Annotated in this window: 15 protein-coding genes; 12 read left to right on the forward strand and 3 right to left on the reverse strand. The window is 37.7% G+C overall.

All coding sequences use genetic code 11. The features are described from left to right. Positions 1-9: 9 nt before the first annotated feature. From DWX61_RS00895 to DWX61_RS00915, 5 genes are all read left to right on the forward strand, one after another. Positions 10-651: an ABC transporter ATP-binding protein gene (locus DWX61_RS00895; RefSeq protein WP_009245407.1), complete on the forward strand. Its 642-nt coding sequence runs from the start codon at positions 10-12 to the stop codon at positions 649-651. An 18-nt stretch (positions 652-669) separates the two neighbouring features. Then, a complete protein-coding gene (gene ccpM / locus DWX61_RS00900; RefSeq protein WP_015526201.1) occupies positions 670-1950 on the forward strand; it encodes a Cys-rich peptide radical SAM maturase CcpM in 1281 nt (426 codons plus the stop codon). A 128-nt stretch (positions 1951-2078) separates the two neighbouring features. Continuing rightward, entirely contained in the window at positions 2079-3599 is a 1521-nt protein-coding gene (locus DWX61_RS00905; protein ID WP_005428257.1) for a DUF6034 family protein, read from the forward strand. A gap of 115 nt (positions 3600-3714) precedes the next feature. After that, entirely contained in the window at positions 3715-4809 is a 1095-nt protein-coding gene (locus DWX61_RS00910; RefSeq protein ID WP_009245400.1) for a S8 family serine peptidase, read from the forward strand. A 25-nt stretch (positions 4810-4834) separates the two neighbouring features. Further along, positions 4835-5692 (forward strand): ABC transporter transmembrane domain-containing protein, encoded by an 858-nt coding sequence (locus DWX61_RS00915; RefSeq protein WP_015526198.1) that lies wholly within the window; start codon positions 4835-4837, stop codon positions 5690-5692. Positions 5693-5930: 238 nt separating this feature from the next. On the opposite strand, the gene DWX61_RS00920 is transcribed toward DWX61_RS00915, so the two are convergent. After that, a complete protein-coding gene (locus tag DWX61_RS00920) occupies positions 5931-8240 on the reverse strand; it encodes a tetratricopeptide repeat protein (protein WP_353652857.1) in 2310 nt (769 codons plus the stop codon). Positions 8241-8517: 277 nt separating this feature from the next. On the opposite strand from DWX61_RS00920, the gene DWX61_RS00925 reads away from it, so the two are divergent. The 4 genes from DWX61_RS00925 (at position 8518) to DWX61_RS00940 (ending at position 12890) form a co-directional block, all read left to right on the forward strand. After that, entirely contained in the window at positions 8518-8685 is a 168-nt protein-coding gene (locus tag DWX61_RS00925) for a hypothetical protein (RefSeq protein ID WP_009245398.1), read from the forward strand. Between the two features lie 76 nt (positions 8686-8761). After that, on the forward strand, positions 8762-10351 hold the full coding sequence (locus DWX61_RS00930; protein ID WP_009245397.1) for a recombinase family protein: 1590 nt from the start codon (positions 8762-8764) through the stop codon (positions 10349-10351). Beyond that, on the forward strand, positions 10348-11940 hold the full coding sequence (locus DWX61_RS00935; protein WP_005428244.1) for a recombinase family protein: 1593 nt from the start codon (positions 10348-10350) through the stop codon (positions 11938-11940). Before DWX61_RS00930 ends, DWX61_RS00935 begins: the two co-directional genes overlap by 4 nt. 107 nt (positions 11941-12047) lie before the next feature. Then, positions 12048-12890 (forward strand): S8 family serine peptidase, encoded by an 843-nt coding sequence (locus tag DWX61_RS00940; protein ID WP_243119068.1) that lies wholly within the window; start codon positions 12048-12050, stop codon positions 12888-12890. 321 nt (positions 12891-13211) lie between these two features. Here the strand turns inward: DWX61_RS00940 and DWX61_RS00945 are convergent, their stop codons facing one another. Then, positions 13212-13649, reverse strand: coding sequence for an Rrf2 family transcriptional regulator (locus tag DWX61_RS00945; protein ID WP_118623306.1), 438 nt, complete (start codon positions 13647-13649; stop codon positions 13212-13214). Positions 13650-13877: 228 nt separating this feature from the next. Here DWX61_RS00945 and DWX61_RS00950 point away from each other — a divergent pair, with 228 nt between their 5' ends. Continuing rightward, positions 13878-14210, forward strand: coding sequence for a nitrous oxide-stimulated promoter (locus DWX61_RS00950; protein ID WP_118064022.1), 333 nt, complete (start codon positions 13878-13880; stop codon positions 14208-14210). Between the two features lie 40 nt (positions 14211-14250). Next, positions 14251-14877 carry a DUF3786 domain-containing protein gene (locus DWX61_RS00955; protein WP_118623308.1) on the forward strand — a complete coding sequence of 209 codons (627 nt, stop codon included), beginning with the start codon at positions 14251-14253 and terminating at the stop codon, positions 14875-14877. On the opposite strand, the gene DWX61_RS00960 is transcribed toward DWX61_RS00955, so the two are convergent. After that, positions 14799-15446 carry a TetR/AcrR family transcriptional regulator gene (locus DWX61_RS00960; RefSeq protein WP_082424858.1) on the reverse strand — a complete coding sequence of 216 codons (648 nt, stop codon included), beginning with the start codon at positions 15444-15446 and terminating at the stop codon, positions 14799-14801. The two genes, DWX61_RS00955 and DWX61_RS00960, sit on opposite strands and share 79 nt — an antisense overlap. Before the next feature lie 168 nt (positions 15447-15614). On the opposite strand from DWX61_RS00960, the gene DWX61_RS00965 reads away from it, so the two are divergent. Next, entirely contained in the window at positions 15615-16385 is a 771-nt protein-coding gene (locus DWX61_RS00965; protein WP_118623310.1) for an ATP-binding protein, read from the forward strand. The last annotated feature ends 6 nt before the right edge of the window (positions 16386-16391 follow it).

Below are 16391 nucleotides of genomic sequence, written 5' to 3' on the forward strand. Positions count from 1 at the left end.
GAGGGCAAAATGGAATATGCAATCAGGTTGAAGGGACTGACAAAATCCTTTCAAAAAGAAAAAGTATTAAAGAACATTACCCATGATTTTGAAAAAGGGAAGATTCATGGGATTATGGGGTTTAACGGTTCAGGGAAAACCGTAATGTTTAAATGCATCTGTGGATTTTTACAACCTGAGAGCGGCACAGTGCTCGTAGGGGGAAAACAGATCGGGAAGGAGCTGGACTTTCCAGATTCCGTAGGCATTATCATTGAAAACCCTGGCTTCTTTCTGGATCTCAGCGGTTTTGCGAATTTAAAGAGACTGGCGTCTCTGAAACACCGTATTTCCGATGACGATGTGAGGGCGACGATGCGTGCCCTAGGGCTTGATCCTCTGTCTAAAAAGAAGGTAGGACAGTATTCTCTTGGAATGCGTGAACGTCTTGGTATCGCACAGGCAATCATGGAAGATCCGGAGCTTTTGATATTGGACGAGCCTTTTAATGGTCTGGACAAGCAGGGGGCAGGAGAGGTCTGCGAGCTTTTGCGGGGATTAAAGGAACGAGGGAAGACTATTCTTATCGCAGCACATAACATGCTGGAGATCGAATGGCTCTGCGATACGATCTGTGAGATGGATGCAGGTGTCCTGACGCAGATAAAATAAAAATACGGGGGAAAGAATATGGGAAAGGTATTAATTAAATGCATTCAAACACCAATGCAGAAATATTTTTATGATCGTTCTTTGGATTCTGTAGTTATGGTGAATGATGAAGAATATCAGATATTAAAAACTGTGGAAAAGACAAAATTGGTTCCTGATGGAGTGTTAAGACGGTTTGTGAAAAGCGGATTATTGCGTGAGACTGCGATAGAAGAAATTGAGCATCCTGAGACAGAAAACTTACATTTGTTGGCAGAACATTATATGGGCAATCTGATTTTGCAGGTAACTCAGCAGTGTAATTTGAGATGCAAATATTGTGCATATTCTGGAAACTACTATAATCGTTCCCATACGTCAAATAGGATGGATTTCGAGACAGCCAAAAAAGCAATAGACTTTTATTTGAAAAGAAGCGAAAAAGCGGATCAACTTGCATTATCATTTTATGGGGGTGAGCCTCTTCTGGAATTTGAATTGATTAAGAAATGTGTTTCCTATATTTTACAACGTAAAGGGGATAAAAAAATTCTTTTTACTATGACGACTAATGGGACTTTAATGACAGAAGATGTCATAGAATTTTTGGTAAAATATGAGTTTAATCTTATGATTAGCCTTGATGGTGATAAGAAAAGTCACGATATAAATCGAAGATTTAAAACAGGAAAAGGTTCATTTGACATTATTTTAGAAAATTTGAGTAGACTGAAAGCTTACAATGAAGAGTACTATTCAAAAGTTTTGTTTAATTGTGTTATTAGTTCTTCATCAGATCTTGAAAATATATATCGATTTTATTCGGAAGAAGAGCTGTTTGAAGCAGGGACAGTGAATTTCAATTATGTAAATCCAGTTGGTTTAAAAGATGAGACATTGTCGCGCATAACACAAAAAAATTTCAGAGTACATCGACTAGCATATATAAAGATGATTTTATCTGTATTAGAGAAGCGAAAATGGGATGCACAAAGTCGATTGTTGCGAAGAGAACTGCAAGATATTGAGTTATTATATGAACAGCTACATAGTCATGTTGCTGAAGGCAAAAAAACACATCATGGTGGTCCATGCATTCCTGCAGTTAGAAGACTATTTGTGGATACAAAAGGTGAATTTTTTCCATGTGAAAGAGTTTCGGAAGAAGATTCAGAAATGTGCATCGGAAGTTTGGATTCGGGATTTGATTTTGATAAAATGAGTTTCCTACTTAACCATGGTAAGATGATTAAAGAAAAATGTTTAGGATGTTGGAATTTGAGAATGTGTGCATATTGTTTGGCGCAAATTCCAAAATAAATAAGGTAGTCTGTTTCTAAAAAATATACGAAAACGTTAATAGTGTCAGGAAGGTATTTATAAGTTAAAGAGTTTATAATTGAAGTTTCGTGAAAAAGCGACAATTCTATAAGATATATGGAGGAAAAATGAAAAAAAGTGTTCTAGCAATTATGGTAGGTGCGTTGTGTATTATTCTTTCCAGCTGTCAGGAAACACCAGAGGAGAGTTCGGTAGTCAGCAAAGTGGATGGGATTAGCGAGGCGGCTGTCTGTGAACCTCTTAAAAAAGGAGAAAAGAGAGAGACAAATGTTCCAACGCATTGGAAATTTGAAGAAAAGAAAAGCAACGACCGTGTGGTTATCCAGGCAGATATTAAGTTGGGCGAACAAAGCATTGGCAATCTTCCAGTCATAGAGATGCAAAATCACGAGTTAACGCAGGAAGAACTGAATGGATTGATTGATTATTTTACGGACGGTGAGGAACTATATATGCCACAGATGGTGACAAAGGATGCGTATCAGGAAGTGTTAGACAGGATTTCCAGCAAGGAAGGAAGTTACTTGCAATCAGCATATTCTACATCGATTGCAGGGATTCAAAACGCAACCCGAGAGGGGATGGAGCTTGCACCGGATGAAGCGTCTGCACCGGAAAAGATGGAGATAAAATTTCAAAAAAAAACAGAGGATCACGGTGTGGAAGCGGCACGGAGTTGGATGAGTACTGAATTGGAAAACACAGATACAGAGGATTATTTTACTGCAGATGTGGGCGAGGACAGGAAGGCATATATAGAAGCAGAGCGGTATAATCAGGAAATTGACAATGACAGTAGTTTTCTCTGGATGGAGGGTTCTAATTTTATAGAAGAAGAAACAATAGAAACTGAGGAAATGCAGAGTGAGTATTACAGTAGCTTTGGCATGGATACCAACGGCTATACAGAGAAATTTCATGAACTGGCAGATGCGTATCGAAAGTGCATGGACAAGATCACCTTTACAGAGGAAGATGGAAAGGAACAGGCAGAACAAGTTTTAGAGGATTTAGGTATCGATGGAATGGGCCTTGTAGATTCTGATCGTACCGTGTGGTTCCCGAATGGCGCATGTTCAGAGCGCAATGGTCTGGGACTTGGTAGTGATGCTTTGTGGCAGGGAGATCTGGATAGAGGATTACCGGGATATCTGTATTGTTTTTCGAAAAGTGTAGAGGGTATTACTTCAGTTCCTGATGGCGTGGTTGCGGAAGAAACAGTGGATAGTTATGTGCCTCCGTTCCAGGTAGAAACAATCTCTATTCTGATAACAGAGGAAGGAATTAAATATTTTAAATGGGATGGGATATCGGAAGAAGTCTGTACGGTGACGGAAAATACAAAGCTTCTGCCTTTTGAAAAAATACAGGCAAAGCTGACAGATCAGATTTTTTATTGGTATTCCGGAAAAGGCCAGTCTGCCAACGACACTACCGCACTGGAGTATGATGTGGTAAACGCAAAATTGCAGTATACTTATACCACAGCCTATCAGGAGCCGAAACACGCATGGTTGGTTCCAGCATGGATTTTTACTGTCAGGGAAAGTATTGGTGGAAATTCTCTACAGGAGCTTTCTTATGTGATCAATGCTTATGATGGCAGTGTGATTGGAGAAGCATATTAGGGTTCAGCGACACTTGAATTTTTATTGACCATAGAATTACAAGGTTTATCATGAGAATAATAAATATGCGATATTTGGCTTGGATATATAACAGGTAAGAATAGGAATAGTGCAAATGATTAAGCTCGCATTGATTGATAACGGTATACCTTATCATATGAGAAATAACAGGAATCAAAGGATTGTTCATAAATCTTTTTTGGCTTCTAAATGCGATCCAAGTGAGTATAAAGACGATAAATCATTCCATGGCGCTGTATGCGTCGGAATTATCACAAGCATATGTAGTGATATAGAATTATGGGACTTGAATGTGACTGACTCTGCAGGAACAACACAGATCACAGTTTTGCTGGAAGCTTTGGAATGGTGTATTCAAAATAAAATAAAGTTAATTCACATGAGTCTTGGAACAATCAATTATTTTGATATTAAACCCTTATGGATTCAAATAAAAAGATTACTTGATGCTGATGCGATTATAGTAGCAGCATATCATAACAGAAATATAAAGACTTATCCAGCTGCATATCCAGGTGTTTTTGGTGTCAGGCAGGATCGTTATGGTCTTTTGGGAAATGGTCAAATTCTGTTTCAAGAACAAAAAGGTTATAATATTGAGAATTCTATTATAGCAAATTTTTCGTGGAATGGGATCGTAAATCAAGCCAATAGTTATGCGGCTCCTGTTGTCACTGGACATATTGCTACATATTTAAACAGAAAGCCCACAGCAGGATTTGATGATGTTATGGACTTTTTGATGACTATAGCAACGCATAAATCTGATTATCCGGATATACTAGAAAATGTAATAAGGGATAAAACCAATATAGAGATACCGGTAATTGCCGGTATTGATTTAGATTACGAGGAAATGATACAGCTAAAAGTGATGTTTAGTCAGAACGGTTATTACGCAATAAATCTGCAGAAAAATCCTTTAGATGAAAATGTAATTCCTTTAGAATATTATGACGATTCCAATGAGTCATTGAACGATATCCTTTATACAGTATATATAGCTTATGAACCTGATATTATTCTTTTGAATCAAGAGGAAGAAATATTTGAAAGTAGTAAGGCATCAGATATAGATATGTATATTGTGCGTAAAAATAATATGTATGAATTGTATGCAGAAGATCGAATAGGAATAACTTACAATATAGAGGATATATATGAGCTTGTTTGTCAATATTTTGCTTAACGAATAGTGAGGATGGCAATTGGATATGAGAGAAAATGGGAAAACATGGTATCGAATTTGTAAAATGTTGTGTGAATATAAAAAGTATTTTCCAGGGATTATCTGTTGCCTTTTGGGTTCATCATTCATAACGTTTATACACCCACTGCTTATAAGACAAATAACAGATTGTGGTATATTGCAGAAAAACATGAAATACATTCTTTTATTTTCTGTTATATTAATAATAATTTCTTTAACCCAGCAAGAGTTAAATATAATCCAAACAAAATTATTTTCAAATGTACATAATCAGTTTACACATTCTCTCTATAAAAAGACTTACTGGAAAATCAATAGGATGAAAATACAGTATTTTGCTGAAAGAGGAAGTGCAGAGATTATAAATACAATTGGTATGGATATTGATAATGTGTCATCTGTTGTGGATCAGATTACTCAGTTTTCTATATCATCAATTCTCCAAATAATAGGAGGAGTAGTTGGGCTGTCCTTATTAGACTGGAAATTAGCAATATTGATAGAAGCAATTATTCCACTGAAATTTATAATAGTGTCCTATTGTGCAAACAAGAAACGGGAAGTGTTTGAACAGTGGATTGAGGATAAACGAAAGTTTATGAGTTGGTTTGCCGAGTGTATAAATGGAATTCATGAAATGAAGCTCTGGAATCTGTTTCAGGTAAAAAAATCTCAATTTGAAGGTCTGCAAAAAGATTTGATGGATTCATATAAAAAGAACGCAATGCTAGATGAATATAGTACTGTCAGTGTTGTAGTAATAGACACGGTTGTAAATGCGTTATTATATATATTAAGTGGGCTTTTTATAATAAAAGGAGAATTCACTATAGGCGGAGCATTTGCTTTTATTACATATTGAACAAGCAGAGGAGCATATTTACAAGTTCTCAGGCATTGATGAAGGCAATATACCTAGACTATAAAAAATTTGAGATAGGAGGAGCGAAAAGTGTCAAAAAAAGAAAAGTGATCCTTATGTAAACGCTCCATGTCTAAGAAAAAATGGAAATGGACAAGCGCCTAGTCTTGGAGTGTATCTCAAAACTAGGCGTTTACATTATTGAGGCAATATATTTTACAAGTGTTTGTAGGAACCGTTAGTGCTTGGTGAGAAGAATACTTTTTGCCAGAGCAATTCCAGCTTGTGGATACAATTCTTGAATTGCTTGATATTTTTCTTCAATCAATTCGGGTTCGTCTGCCCATATATCCTCATAAATTTTCAAGGCTTTTTTAAAATGGGTTTTCGCTTGCGAAATATTTGCAGTGATCAGGCAGATACTTCCAAGGGATTCCTGTACCTGGGCATAATCCAAACAGTGGTTTGAATTATATTCTTTGATAATCTGTGCTAATTTCTGAAGAGCAGACAGGGCAAGGTCAGGTTCTTGTATTTCAATTAAGAGGACAGCATAATTATTAATCTGAGGAATACTGTCATTAGTATAAAGAAGCTGGTATTGTTGTAAAAGAGAGATACCCATTTTCATGTGCCTTTTAGCGAGATCAAGTTGTCCGTTGATTCGGTAAAGCCCTCCAAGATTGGAATGGAGGTTGGAAACCAGGTGGGCATTTTCTTTTGTGGTTTCTTTTATTTGAGCAAGTGCTTCTTTTTCTAATTTTATCGCTTTTTCTGTTTTGAGTTCCAGAGTTGCCTGATAATCCAATAGTAAGGCACGGTCAGATGCAGTCCCGTAAGTATTTGCTTTTATAAAATGCTGTAGTTCCTGGATGATTTTTTTCATACCCTTTTGATAGTGGTACTTCTCCATATATGGAAAAACATCTTCTAAAAATAACAGGTATTGGGGAATATCGTCCTTTTCAATGAAAAGCATGATGTTTTCTACTGTTTGAAATAATTTTTTATAATAGCTAACTTCAATGCCATGCATCAAACATATTTTTTGCAGAGAATCCAATAACGTGTGGCAGCTTGTAACAGAAGGTGCGGTCTCGGAAACTGCAATTTCCTGAATCATTGGATGCAGAGAAATAGTATGCCGGAGACTTGACTGTACAAAACCTGTCTCGATCAGATCATTCACGTCATTTAAAGTAGGCAGCTCCAGCCATTTGGAAAATATACGGGCAGAAATACCAGATGAAGGCATAAAACACATATTGCACATAATATCCTGCTGTTTCCGTGATAAGGAGTATAACGAAAACAGGGTATGGATATGGTTGTAATAGGTGGCTTTTTTGCTCTGACCATCTTTCATTACTTTAATCTTATCTTCATTATGAAGAGAAGCCTTTTCCTCTTGAAGTTTTATCAATAATTGCTCTGGAGTTAAAATTCCATTTTCCAGAAGTTTGGCTGCCAGTTCGACAGCAAAAGTATGGTAGTGTACAGTTTCTATGATTTTTTCTACGATTGCCCGGTTTTCCTCTGCTTCTGAATAAAATACAGATGTCAGTTGAAAAAGAGTGGGTATATCTTTCAGTTCTTTTAATTGAAAACTACAGTATTCAGACAGTTGGCTTCTGGTTGTAAATAAAACCCGGCAACGGTATTTTAATACGACTGACAGGCAACTGTCCTGTGTGGATGTGACATTAAAATTGTCTATGATCAGCAGTGTATCAGATTTCAAAGAGCGTAAGAAACGGTTATGTCTTTGAAAACGTTCCTGCTCACTGATTTCTGGTGGATCATCAATAAAATCCATGTCTACAATATCTTGATATAGATTACCGGTGTATTCCATATAGAGAATATTGGTGTACTGTTTTCTGTATTGCTTTGCATAGGCTTTAGCAAGCTCGCTTTTTCCAATTCCGGCAATTCCATAAAGAAATATATGTCGGTTCTCTTCAAACAAAGTATGGAGTTCATCCAGTTCTTCTTCTCTTCCTAGAAAATGACGGCATGGTTTTGGGACTTCGCTGTCCATAATGTAATCCAGAACAATCGGAGATAGAACACCTCCTGCAATCAGTTTTTGATTTCTTGTATCACGTTTAATAAATTGCCGTTCCATACCAAAAGAAAGTACTTTTGCTAAAAACAACAGCCTTGAATCAGAAGGTTTATATAGAGATACAAGTTCCTGCTTTTTTGTATCCGAAATCGTATCGTCCTGTATGAATAACGTGTAAATGTCCTGTATAACCATGTTGCAGTCTGCCATTAAGGGAAGTAAGTTCCGCTGAATGGTTGTTGCCAGTTTTTTCTGATTGCTGGGTTTTGCATAATATGAGGTTATTTTGGGACTGATTTTTGCTTGTCCGGTTATCCAGCGGCAAATTAGACCATTATCCATAGAAAAATCTTCATTTATCGGATCATTCATAAAATCTTCAAATAATTCGTATAAAAAATCAGGTTGGTTCATCTGATTGCTTTCACTGATTTGATTTTTTAGGCATGTGCTAATAGAAGAAAAATCACATCGTTCCAACAGAAATCCCTCCTTTGGTTTTCGTGTTTTATATTCTTAAAGTCTTTTTATTATAACACGAACAAATGTTCCGGACAATAGGAATTGATACTGTATAGGAAGAAAATGAATCTTAAAAACTCAATCTGCGGTCAATTTCAATTCAATGTGATTGGTGCAGAATAATTTTAGAATGTAATCAGGCTTTCGAAAGCCGAATTCAATTCATACAGAACTTTTGTACAATCCTGCCGGCATAGGATGTAGAGAGAACTGTATGCTGAAGGAGGCATATAGCATGAATACGTTATTTGATTCTGTAGAAGTTCTGGATACAAAAAAAGAAATCCAAAAAGAGAATGTAAGCTATGAACATGCAGGATATCAGATTCGAGTGCATTTTAATGGGGAAAAGACATTGATCCAGTGCATTCAGAATCTTACTGAACGAAAAATTGCAGGTTGATTTTCTTAAGTTCTTGTTGTAAAATAAAGACAATTAAAGACAATGACTACGCAAGACCGATGAAAAGAGGGATAGAATGTATCAGGCAGGAATTTATTGCCGAATTTCCATTGAAGAGCAAAATAAAGAGGGTGAATACAGCAATAGTATTCACTCTCAGATTCAGATGGCAAGAGATTATATTGCAGAGAATAAAGATATTGCAGAGAAAAAAGTTTATGTAGACGATGGGGCTTCTGGAAGTAATTTTGAAAGAACTGAATTTCGGAGGATGCTGGCAGATATTGAGCTTGGTGTTATCAATATGGTGATTTTTAAGGACGTATCTCGACTTGGAAGAGAACATATTGATACCAACTATTATCTAGGCAAATATTTCCCGGAGAAACAGATTCGGATTGTTTCGATTCTGGATAATTATGATTCAGCCGTTGGAACTTATGATGAAATGTTAGAAATAAAAACTTTGCTGAATGATATGTATTTGAGAGATACATCCAGAAAGATTAAGACAACGATTCAGACCAAAAGAAGTATGGGCGAATATACTCCGAAACAGCCCCCCTTTGGATATGTGAAAAGTAAAACAATTCATAATCATCTGGAAATTGATCCTTATGCAGCCGAGGTTGTTCGAAGAATTTACAGAATGTATCAAAATGGATTTGGCTGTACGGTTATTTGCAGGACTTTGAATGAAGATGAAATCCCTTGTCCCGCAAAATATAAAAAGGAAGTTTTAAAAACCAATTATGTATGGGATTCGGGAAAAGGTCTGTGGACATCGTCTACTGTAAGTGGAATTTTAAAGAATCCGGTCTATACTGGGGCGGTTGTGATTCGGAAACATGAAAGACCGTCTTATAAGCTGAAATACAAAAAGGCAATTCCCCTGGAAGAAATGGAGCTGGTGCCGGATGCACATGAGGCAATCATTTCTAAAGAAGAGTTTGATAGGGTTCAGCAAATAAGAAAGGGGCGCAGAGTTTCCTATTTTGATAAAAACAATGAACCACATAAATATGTGGGACTGCTCTTTTGTGGGAAATGTAAAACAGCCATGCGAAAACGTTATCTGGCATCTCATAAAGACTATGACGGATATATGTGTGGTTTTCATCAGAAGCAGGGGCAGAATTACTGTGAGCTGAATCATATTACATTTGAAAAGCTGGATGAACTGGTTGTATTTGCAATCAACCAGCAATTGAAACAGATGAAGATGGATATGAAGAATCTGGAAACTCAGATCAGACAGAAACAGCCGGAACTGGATGGTAAAATTGCAAAATTGCAGGCAAAAATAGAAAGAAATCTGGAATACCGGAAACGAGCATATGAACAGTTTATGGATGAAGTACTTTCCAAAGAGGAATATCTGGAATTAAAACAGATGTATGAAACAGAGAATCAGAAATATCAAAAAGAATTATCAGAACTGAACCATGAAGAGCAAAGGCAGCGGGCGGCGGTCAATGAAACAAAGATATGGTTGGAGCACTTTAATCGCAGAAGAATAACGGTAAAGCAGCTTACCAGAGAAGCGCTTGTGGAGTTAGTTGATAAAATTTATGTATATCCAGAGCAGAAAATAGATATATATTTTAAGTTTGCTTCAGTAGAGAGTTCACCAGATAGAATACTTGAGAAAGATGGGGTGATATGATGTATCAGATGGGTGTATATTGTCGTCTGTCGAAGGATGATGGAGAGAATAAAGTTAGTGAGAGTATTGAAAATCAGATGAAACTGATTCGTGAGTATGTGACTAAATCAGAGGATCTGGAAATCGCAGATATTTATATTGATGACGGTTATTCGGGGCTTTATTTTGCGAATAGACCGGAATTTCAGCGGATGATGGAGGATATCTACAAAGGGAAAATTCAAGGCGTTATTACGAAAGATATTTCCCGGCTTGGGCGTGAACATATTGAAACCAGTAACTATATTGAGCGTGTTTTTCCATCTTTGGGTGTGCGTTATATTGCAATTTTGGATGGCGTGGATTCTGTTCATCACAGTAATGAAGAATTGGCACAGTTTAAGACGTTGTTTAATGATATGTATAGTCGTGATATATCTAAGAAAATCAGAGGTGCATTGACCGCCCAGAAGAAACGGGGACAGTTTATGTCTGGGTTTGCCCCATATGGATATGTAAAAGATCCGGCAGATAAGCATCATTTTCTTGTAGATGAAGAAGCAGCTAAAGTGGTACGGAGAATCTTTTATATGAGTTTGGAAGGATATTCCAGGGATGGTATTGCAAAGAAACTGAATCAGGAAGGAATTCTGACACCGTCAGAGTATAAGAGAAAGGTGCAGGGATTGAAATATGCCAATGCATTAGAAAAAGCGGGTGCAAAGGGCTGGGCATATCCTACGATCAATGTAATTTTGCGAAACAGAGTTTATACAGGGGCTATGGTACAGCATAAATCAGAAAAGATATCCTATAAAGTGGAAAAGTATCAATATATTCCAGAGGAACAGCAGTATATTGTGGAAGGAATGCACGAAGCAATTATTAGCAAAGATACTTTTGAGCAGGTACAGGAACTTATGAAGAAAAGAACACGGACACCGGGATTTAATAGCGAAGTGAGAAAGGTAAATCCATACGCAGGAATTATTGTTTGTGGAGATTGCGGATATAATTTCCAGAGGGTTACTTGTCGGGACGGTTATGAGTGCGGTACCTATCACAAAAAAGGAAACACAGTTTGTTATTCTCATTTCATTAAAAAAGAAGTATTGGATTCTATTGTAAAAAATGAAATCCAAAGACAAGCGGAACTGGCACTGAAAGAAAGTGATAAGGATGAAATATTAAAAGTAGCAGATAGGAAGAAGGAGGTGCAGAGACGATGTGCAGAAGCAGACCAGCAGATTGAACGGTTACAAAAAGAACTTGCGGCTGTCCAAAAGTATAAAAAGAAAACTTACGAAAATTATGTAGATGGTGTTCTGGATAAAGAAGAATATCTCTCCTATAAGGCAGAATATGAAAAGCAGGATAAAGATATCAGGGCGAAGATTCAGTTGGCAGAACAAGAGAAAGACAGCTTTGGAGAGGCAGAAGAATCTTATGAAAACTGGATAGAGAAATTTATCAAGTATGGAACATTATCCGAAGTGACAAGAGAAATTGTGACAGAATTGATTGAAAAAATTGTTGTGAATGGAGATAAGAGCATTGATATTGTATTTAAGTATCAGTCGCCTTATCCGGTAGAAAAACAGGCAGTGTAAAGACTGCAAATTTTTTTACAGTAATTTTCCCCTAGTTATAATGAACACACAGAGGAGACTCCCTCCTGGAAAACTATATTGATACAGTTGCGGCCATGGGGCGGACTGTGATCGTTACAGGAACCGGAAATAACGGCAGCCAGCCCTGGCATGCGGGAGGAATTCTGCAGCAGGGGAAAACAGAAGAAATCCAGTTGGCGGTGGGAGTTTTTGAAACCACATTAAATGTACAGTTATGGAAGGATTATGAAGATGAGATGGAAATTTATCTGGAAAGTCCGTCCGGAGAACGGATCGGTCCATTATATGAAAGGCTGGGCCCACAGCGGCATCTGCTGGAAAATACAGAGCTTCTGATCTATTATGGAAAACCCGGTCCCTATCAGCTGTCACAGGAAATCTACATAGATTTCATTCCTGAGGGTAATTATGTGGACAGTGGTGTCTGGAAAGTTCTTTTGAGTGGAAAACGTGTGCGCTCCGGACAGTATTTCCTCTGGCTGCCGGGTGGAAATGTACTGAATCGCGGAACCGGGTTTTATTCTCCTCGGGCTGTGGGAACTTTGACGATTCCTTCCACTGCCGGAAAAGTTATTTCTGTTGGAGCTTATGATTCCAGACAGAATGCCTACGCAGATTTTTCCGGAAGGGGAAGTCAGTTCCTGCCGATCCGGAAGCCTGACCTCGCAGCTCCCGGCGTATCCATCTCCGCCCCGTTTCCCGGTGGAAGCTACGCCACTGTTACCGGAACTTCTTTTGCGGCACCCTTTGTCAGCGGAAGCGCAGCTCTGCTTATGGAGTGGGGGATCGTGAAAGGAAATGATCCGTTTCTTTATGGGGAAAAGGTGAAGGCGTATTTGAGGAAAGGCGCACAGAGTGTGGGCGGGTATGAAGAGTATCCGAATGTGGAGGTGGGATGGGGGGAGAACGTTATAATAAGGTCACATTGAAGAAAGTCAGTAAAATCAAGTGTTTCCGTTCATTTTCTCAACACAGAAATGAAGCACTTTTTCCATAAATTTGAAGAAAATCTGCCCGGGTTAGACGCAAAATGATATGGAAAGCACCTTTTGTAGCAATGACATAACATGAACCAGCAGTTCTGTTATGGACAGTTAATGAAATAAGAATCAAACGAAAGCGAGGTCATGATAATATGAAACTGACTTATATAGGATCAATTAAAAATGTTTTTCCACCATAATAAAAAAAATGGTGGCATTTCGTATTTGCTGAAGGTACATGAAAATGTTCTCCTGTTAAATGATATTTTATAAGTTGTTTTCTATAGATATCCGCTGATAGTAGATATCTATGATATCCTGTAAAGTAATCGTATTCATTTTTTCTTCGGCAGTCTTTTGAATTTCATTATAAAATCCCTGCAAAGATAACTGAATGTTAATGCCAACGCCACATTCTGGATTGGTATGAGTATCTAAATGAAGCAATGGTTTATCACCTTCAACTGCTTTATAAATATCCAGCAATGTAATCTGATCTGCTGGTTTTGAAAGAGAAGGACGGGCATGTCCGGCTACACTGGTCATAAGTTCCGCTTTTTTTAGTTTTAACATAAGCTGGCGTACAAAGCCGGGATTTGTATGGACACTTTCTGCAATTGAGGCGCTGGAGAGAGATTTTTCCTGGTTGATAGCAATCAGAACCATCACATGAACAGTATCGCTTAATTTCGTTGAGTATTTCATGATAAGAAACTCCTTGTAGTATGATATAATGATTTTGGTTTCACGTTTTTGAGGCGAAAATATTTCTGGTTTGTCAAAAACATCCCAAGTTCTCAACAGCTCTTTTTAATGTGTTGAGAAATTGTACATATTTTTTATTTTGATGATTGTAAATAATATAATTACAACTATAATGAAATTTAAAGGAAAAGTCAACATAGTAATAAAACTTACGGAGGATTGTATAATATGCTGATTGTGGACAAATTAAAAGGAAATTTATATACCAGAATCAAAAAACATATGACTAAAAAAATGTATCACCTTTATTATCGTGAAAACAGGGAAGCTTCACAGTCTAAAGAAGAATATGAAGCAAATTTATTAAGAGCATACCGACATTTAGACGCATGCAGATTCAAAAATAAGGGATGGCCATGTCCAACATGCCCAAGTTGCTGTTTTTGTGGAAAAGATTATGAAACTATGACTGAGGTAATGGATTTTGTCCGGGAATGGATAAAAGAGAATCCGGATAAAGCCAGATTAATGAAACCACCAAAATCCTTGCATAAACATTGATTATTACATGATGCGATAAAATATTTACAAAGGAGAACTTATGGAATACAGAAATCAAACAGAAAATCGTGCATTTCAGGAAATGCTGCAGGCAGCAGTAAAACGGCTGCAAAATCGTTCCGGAGAGGATATTGCTGCAAAAAGTGGGGCTGTTTTTCATAGCAGCCGAAATGTGCTTGAGGTACCGAGTTTTCATGAAGTGTTTGAAATTCAACTTCCTGAGTTTTATATTAGTTCAGATATAGATGAATGGCATTATCTGACATTGCTGCATTATCTGGATATGGCAGATGGAACGGAAGGCTCACAGAAGCTCATTACTTTTGGCAACCTGAAAGATGGATTGATTCGGGGGACCAAGTTTGACCGGACTGCAGAGCAGAAACTGGAAAAGCTTTTGCAGGACAAAGATCCTGAGAAAATTCAGAAAGCATGTACAAGTCTGGGTGCAGAATTCACAGAGACAACGGCGGATCTGTGTGCTGCTTTTCCAGTTCTGCCAAGATATCCGGTAACTTTAAAGATATGGTTTGCAGATGAAGAATTTCCTGTATCCGGCAAAATATTTCTTCAGGATCATGCTGATCATTATCTAAGTGTAGAAGATGCGGTAACAGTTGGAGAAATTTTGCTGCAAAAATTATCGGAAGCATTTTCTTCCCTCTGATCATGAATCAGAAAACTTTCCAGTCCGGCTTTGATAAATTTGTCGATTACTGTCTGAATCTGTTTCCAGTCATTACAGTGATTGCGGAGCATCAGTCTGTTGATGGAAAGGCAGCCATTCATTTGAAAATAAAAAACCGATTCTGCCTGTTCAAAGGTCAGGAGGCTGTGTGACATAAGCCAGGTCACATAGCCTTCTTTTGTATTTTCTGCTATTTTTTCCAGAAGAATAGGGGCAATTGCATCATCCAGAAACAGTGCCCTGTATTGTGATTCCATCTGTATTTTCTGACAGAACGGATAGGAACAGCTTTTTTGATTTAGACAGAATAAATGATCTACAGTTGTTAACATATCCTGAGTCATATCATTAAAAATATCTGATAATACATCATGGATATCGTAGTAATGAAGATAAAAAGTGCCACGGTTGATTTCAGCATTTTTGCAGATCTCTGTAACTGTAATTTTCGTAAAACTTTTCTGATTTAACAACTCTAAGAACGTATCTTTTATGGTTTGCCTGGTATAGCGGGTACGGCGATCTTGTTTTCTCGTTTTTTCTGACATTATATACTCCTGTATTAGTTAGTATCATATAATTTCTCAACAATTTTCCTGATGTGTTGAGTAACCATACAAATCTCACAGATTGATTATTGTAATTTATATAGTAACAACTATAATGAGGTTTAAAGAAAAAGTCAACAGATTGTTCAGAATTTTAGGAGGAAAAACATGGGACATGTAATTGCAGTATCAGGAAAAGGTGGCGTAGGAAAAACAACTCTTTGTGGATTGTTGATCCAGTATTTATGTGAAAGCGGAAAACGTCCGGTCCTGGCGGTGGATGCAGATGCAAATGCAAATTTGAACGAAGTGCTCGGTGTTGAGCCGGAGATTACACTTGGGGAGCTGAGAGAAGAAATTGAGCGGGCAGGAGTTGATCCACGGTATCAGATTCCGACAGGAATAACAAAACAGGCTTATCTGGAAATGCGTCTCTCCGATGCAATTGCAGAAGAAGATGATTATGATTTGATGGTAATGGGGCGAACCCAGGGACAGGGCTGCTATTGTTTTGTAAATGGTCTTGTGCAGACCCAGGTTCAGAAACTGCAAAGCCATTATCCATATATTGTGGTTGATAACGAAGCAGGTATGGAACATATCAGCAGAGGAATCCTGCCAATGATGGAAGTTGCGATTCTTGTAAGTGACTGTTCCAGAAGAGGTGTTCAGGCGGCCGGACGTATTGCAAAGCTGATGAAGGAGTTAAACTTTAAACCACAGAAAACCGGATTGATCGTGAATCGTGTTCCAGATGGAAAACTGGATGCCGGAACTCTGGAAGAAATCCGAAATCAGGGACTGGAATTGTTAGGGGTTGTGCCACATGATGACCAGGTATATCAGTATGACTGTGATGGAAAGCCGATCATACAGCTTCCGAAAGATTCTCCTGTAAGAAGTGCACTGGGAGAAATTGTAAAGAAGTTGGGATTGTGAGTTGGA

Origin of the sequence: Ruminococcus sp. AF20-12LB (assembly GCF_003478985.1) — a bacterium.
Taxonomy (GTDB): domain Bacteria; phylum Bacillota; class Clostridia; order Lachnospirales; family Lachnospiraceae; genus Blautia_A.

Excerpts from the sequence above, each read along its gene's own strand:
- DWX61_RS00895 (WP_009245407.1), top strand. The coding sequence starts at position 10 with ATGGAATATGCAATCAGGTTGAAGGGACTGACAAAATCCTTTCAAAAA.
- ccpM (WP_015526201.1), top strand. The coding sequence starts at position 670 with ATGGGAAAGGTATTAATTAAATGCATTCAAACACCAATGCAGAAATAT.
- DWX61_RS00905 (WP_005428257.1), top strand. The coding sequence starts at position 2,079 with ATGAAAAAAAGTGTTCTAGCAATTATGGTAGGTGCGTTGTGTATTATT.
- DWX61_RS00910 (WP_009245400.1), top strand. The coding sequence starts at position 3,715 with ATGATTAAGCTCGCATTGATTGATAACGGTATACCTTATCATATGAGA.
- DWX61_RS00915 (WP_015526198.1), top strand. The coding sequence starts at position 4,835 with ATGAGAGAAAATGGGAAAACATGGTATCGAATTTGTAAAATGTTGTGT.
- DWX61_RS00925 (WP_009245398.1), top strand. The coding sequence starts at position 8,518 with ATGAATACGTTATTTGATTCTGTAGAAGTTCTGGATACAAAAAAAGAA.
- DWX61_RS00930 (WP_009245397.1), top strand. The coding sequence starts at position 8,762 with ATGTATCAGGCAGGAATTTATTGCCGAATTTCCATTGAAGAGCAAAAT.
- DWX61_RS00935 (WP_005428244.1), top strand. The coding sequence starts at position 10,348 with ATGATGTATCAGATGGGTGTATATTGTCGTCTGTCGAAGGATGATGGA.
- DWX61_RS00945 (WP_118623306.1), bottom strand. The coding sequence starts at position 13,649 with ATGAAATACTCAACGAAATTAAGCGATACTGTTCATGTGATGGTTCTG.
- DWX61_RS00950 (WP_118064022.1), top strand. The coding sequence starts at position 13,878 with ATGCTGATTGTGGACAAATTAAAAGGAAATTTATATACCAGAATCAAA.
- DWX61_RS00955 (WP_118623308.1), top strand. The coding sequence starts at position 14,251 with ATGGAATACAGAAATCAAACAGAAAATCGTGCATTTCAGGAAATGCTG.
- DWX61_RS00960 (WP_082424858.1), bottom strand. The coding sequence starts at position 15,446 with ATGTCAGAAAAAACGAGAAAACAAGATCGCCGTACCCGCTATACCAGG.
- DWX61_RS00965 (WP_118623310.1), top strand. The coding sequence starts at position 15,615 with ATGGGACATGTAATTGCAGTATCAGGAAAAGGTGGCGTAGGAAAAACA.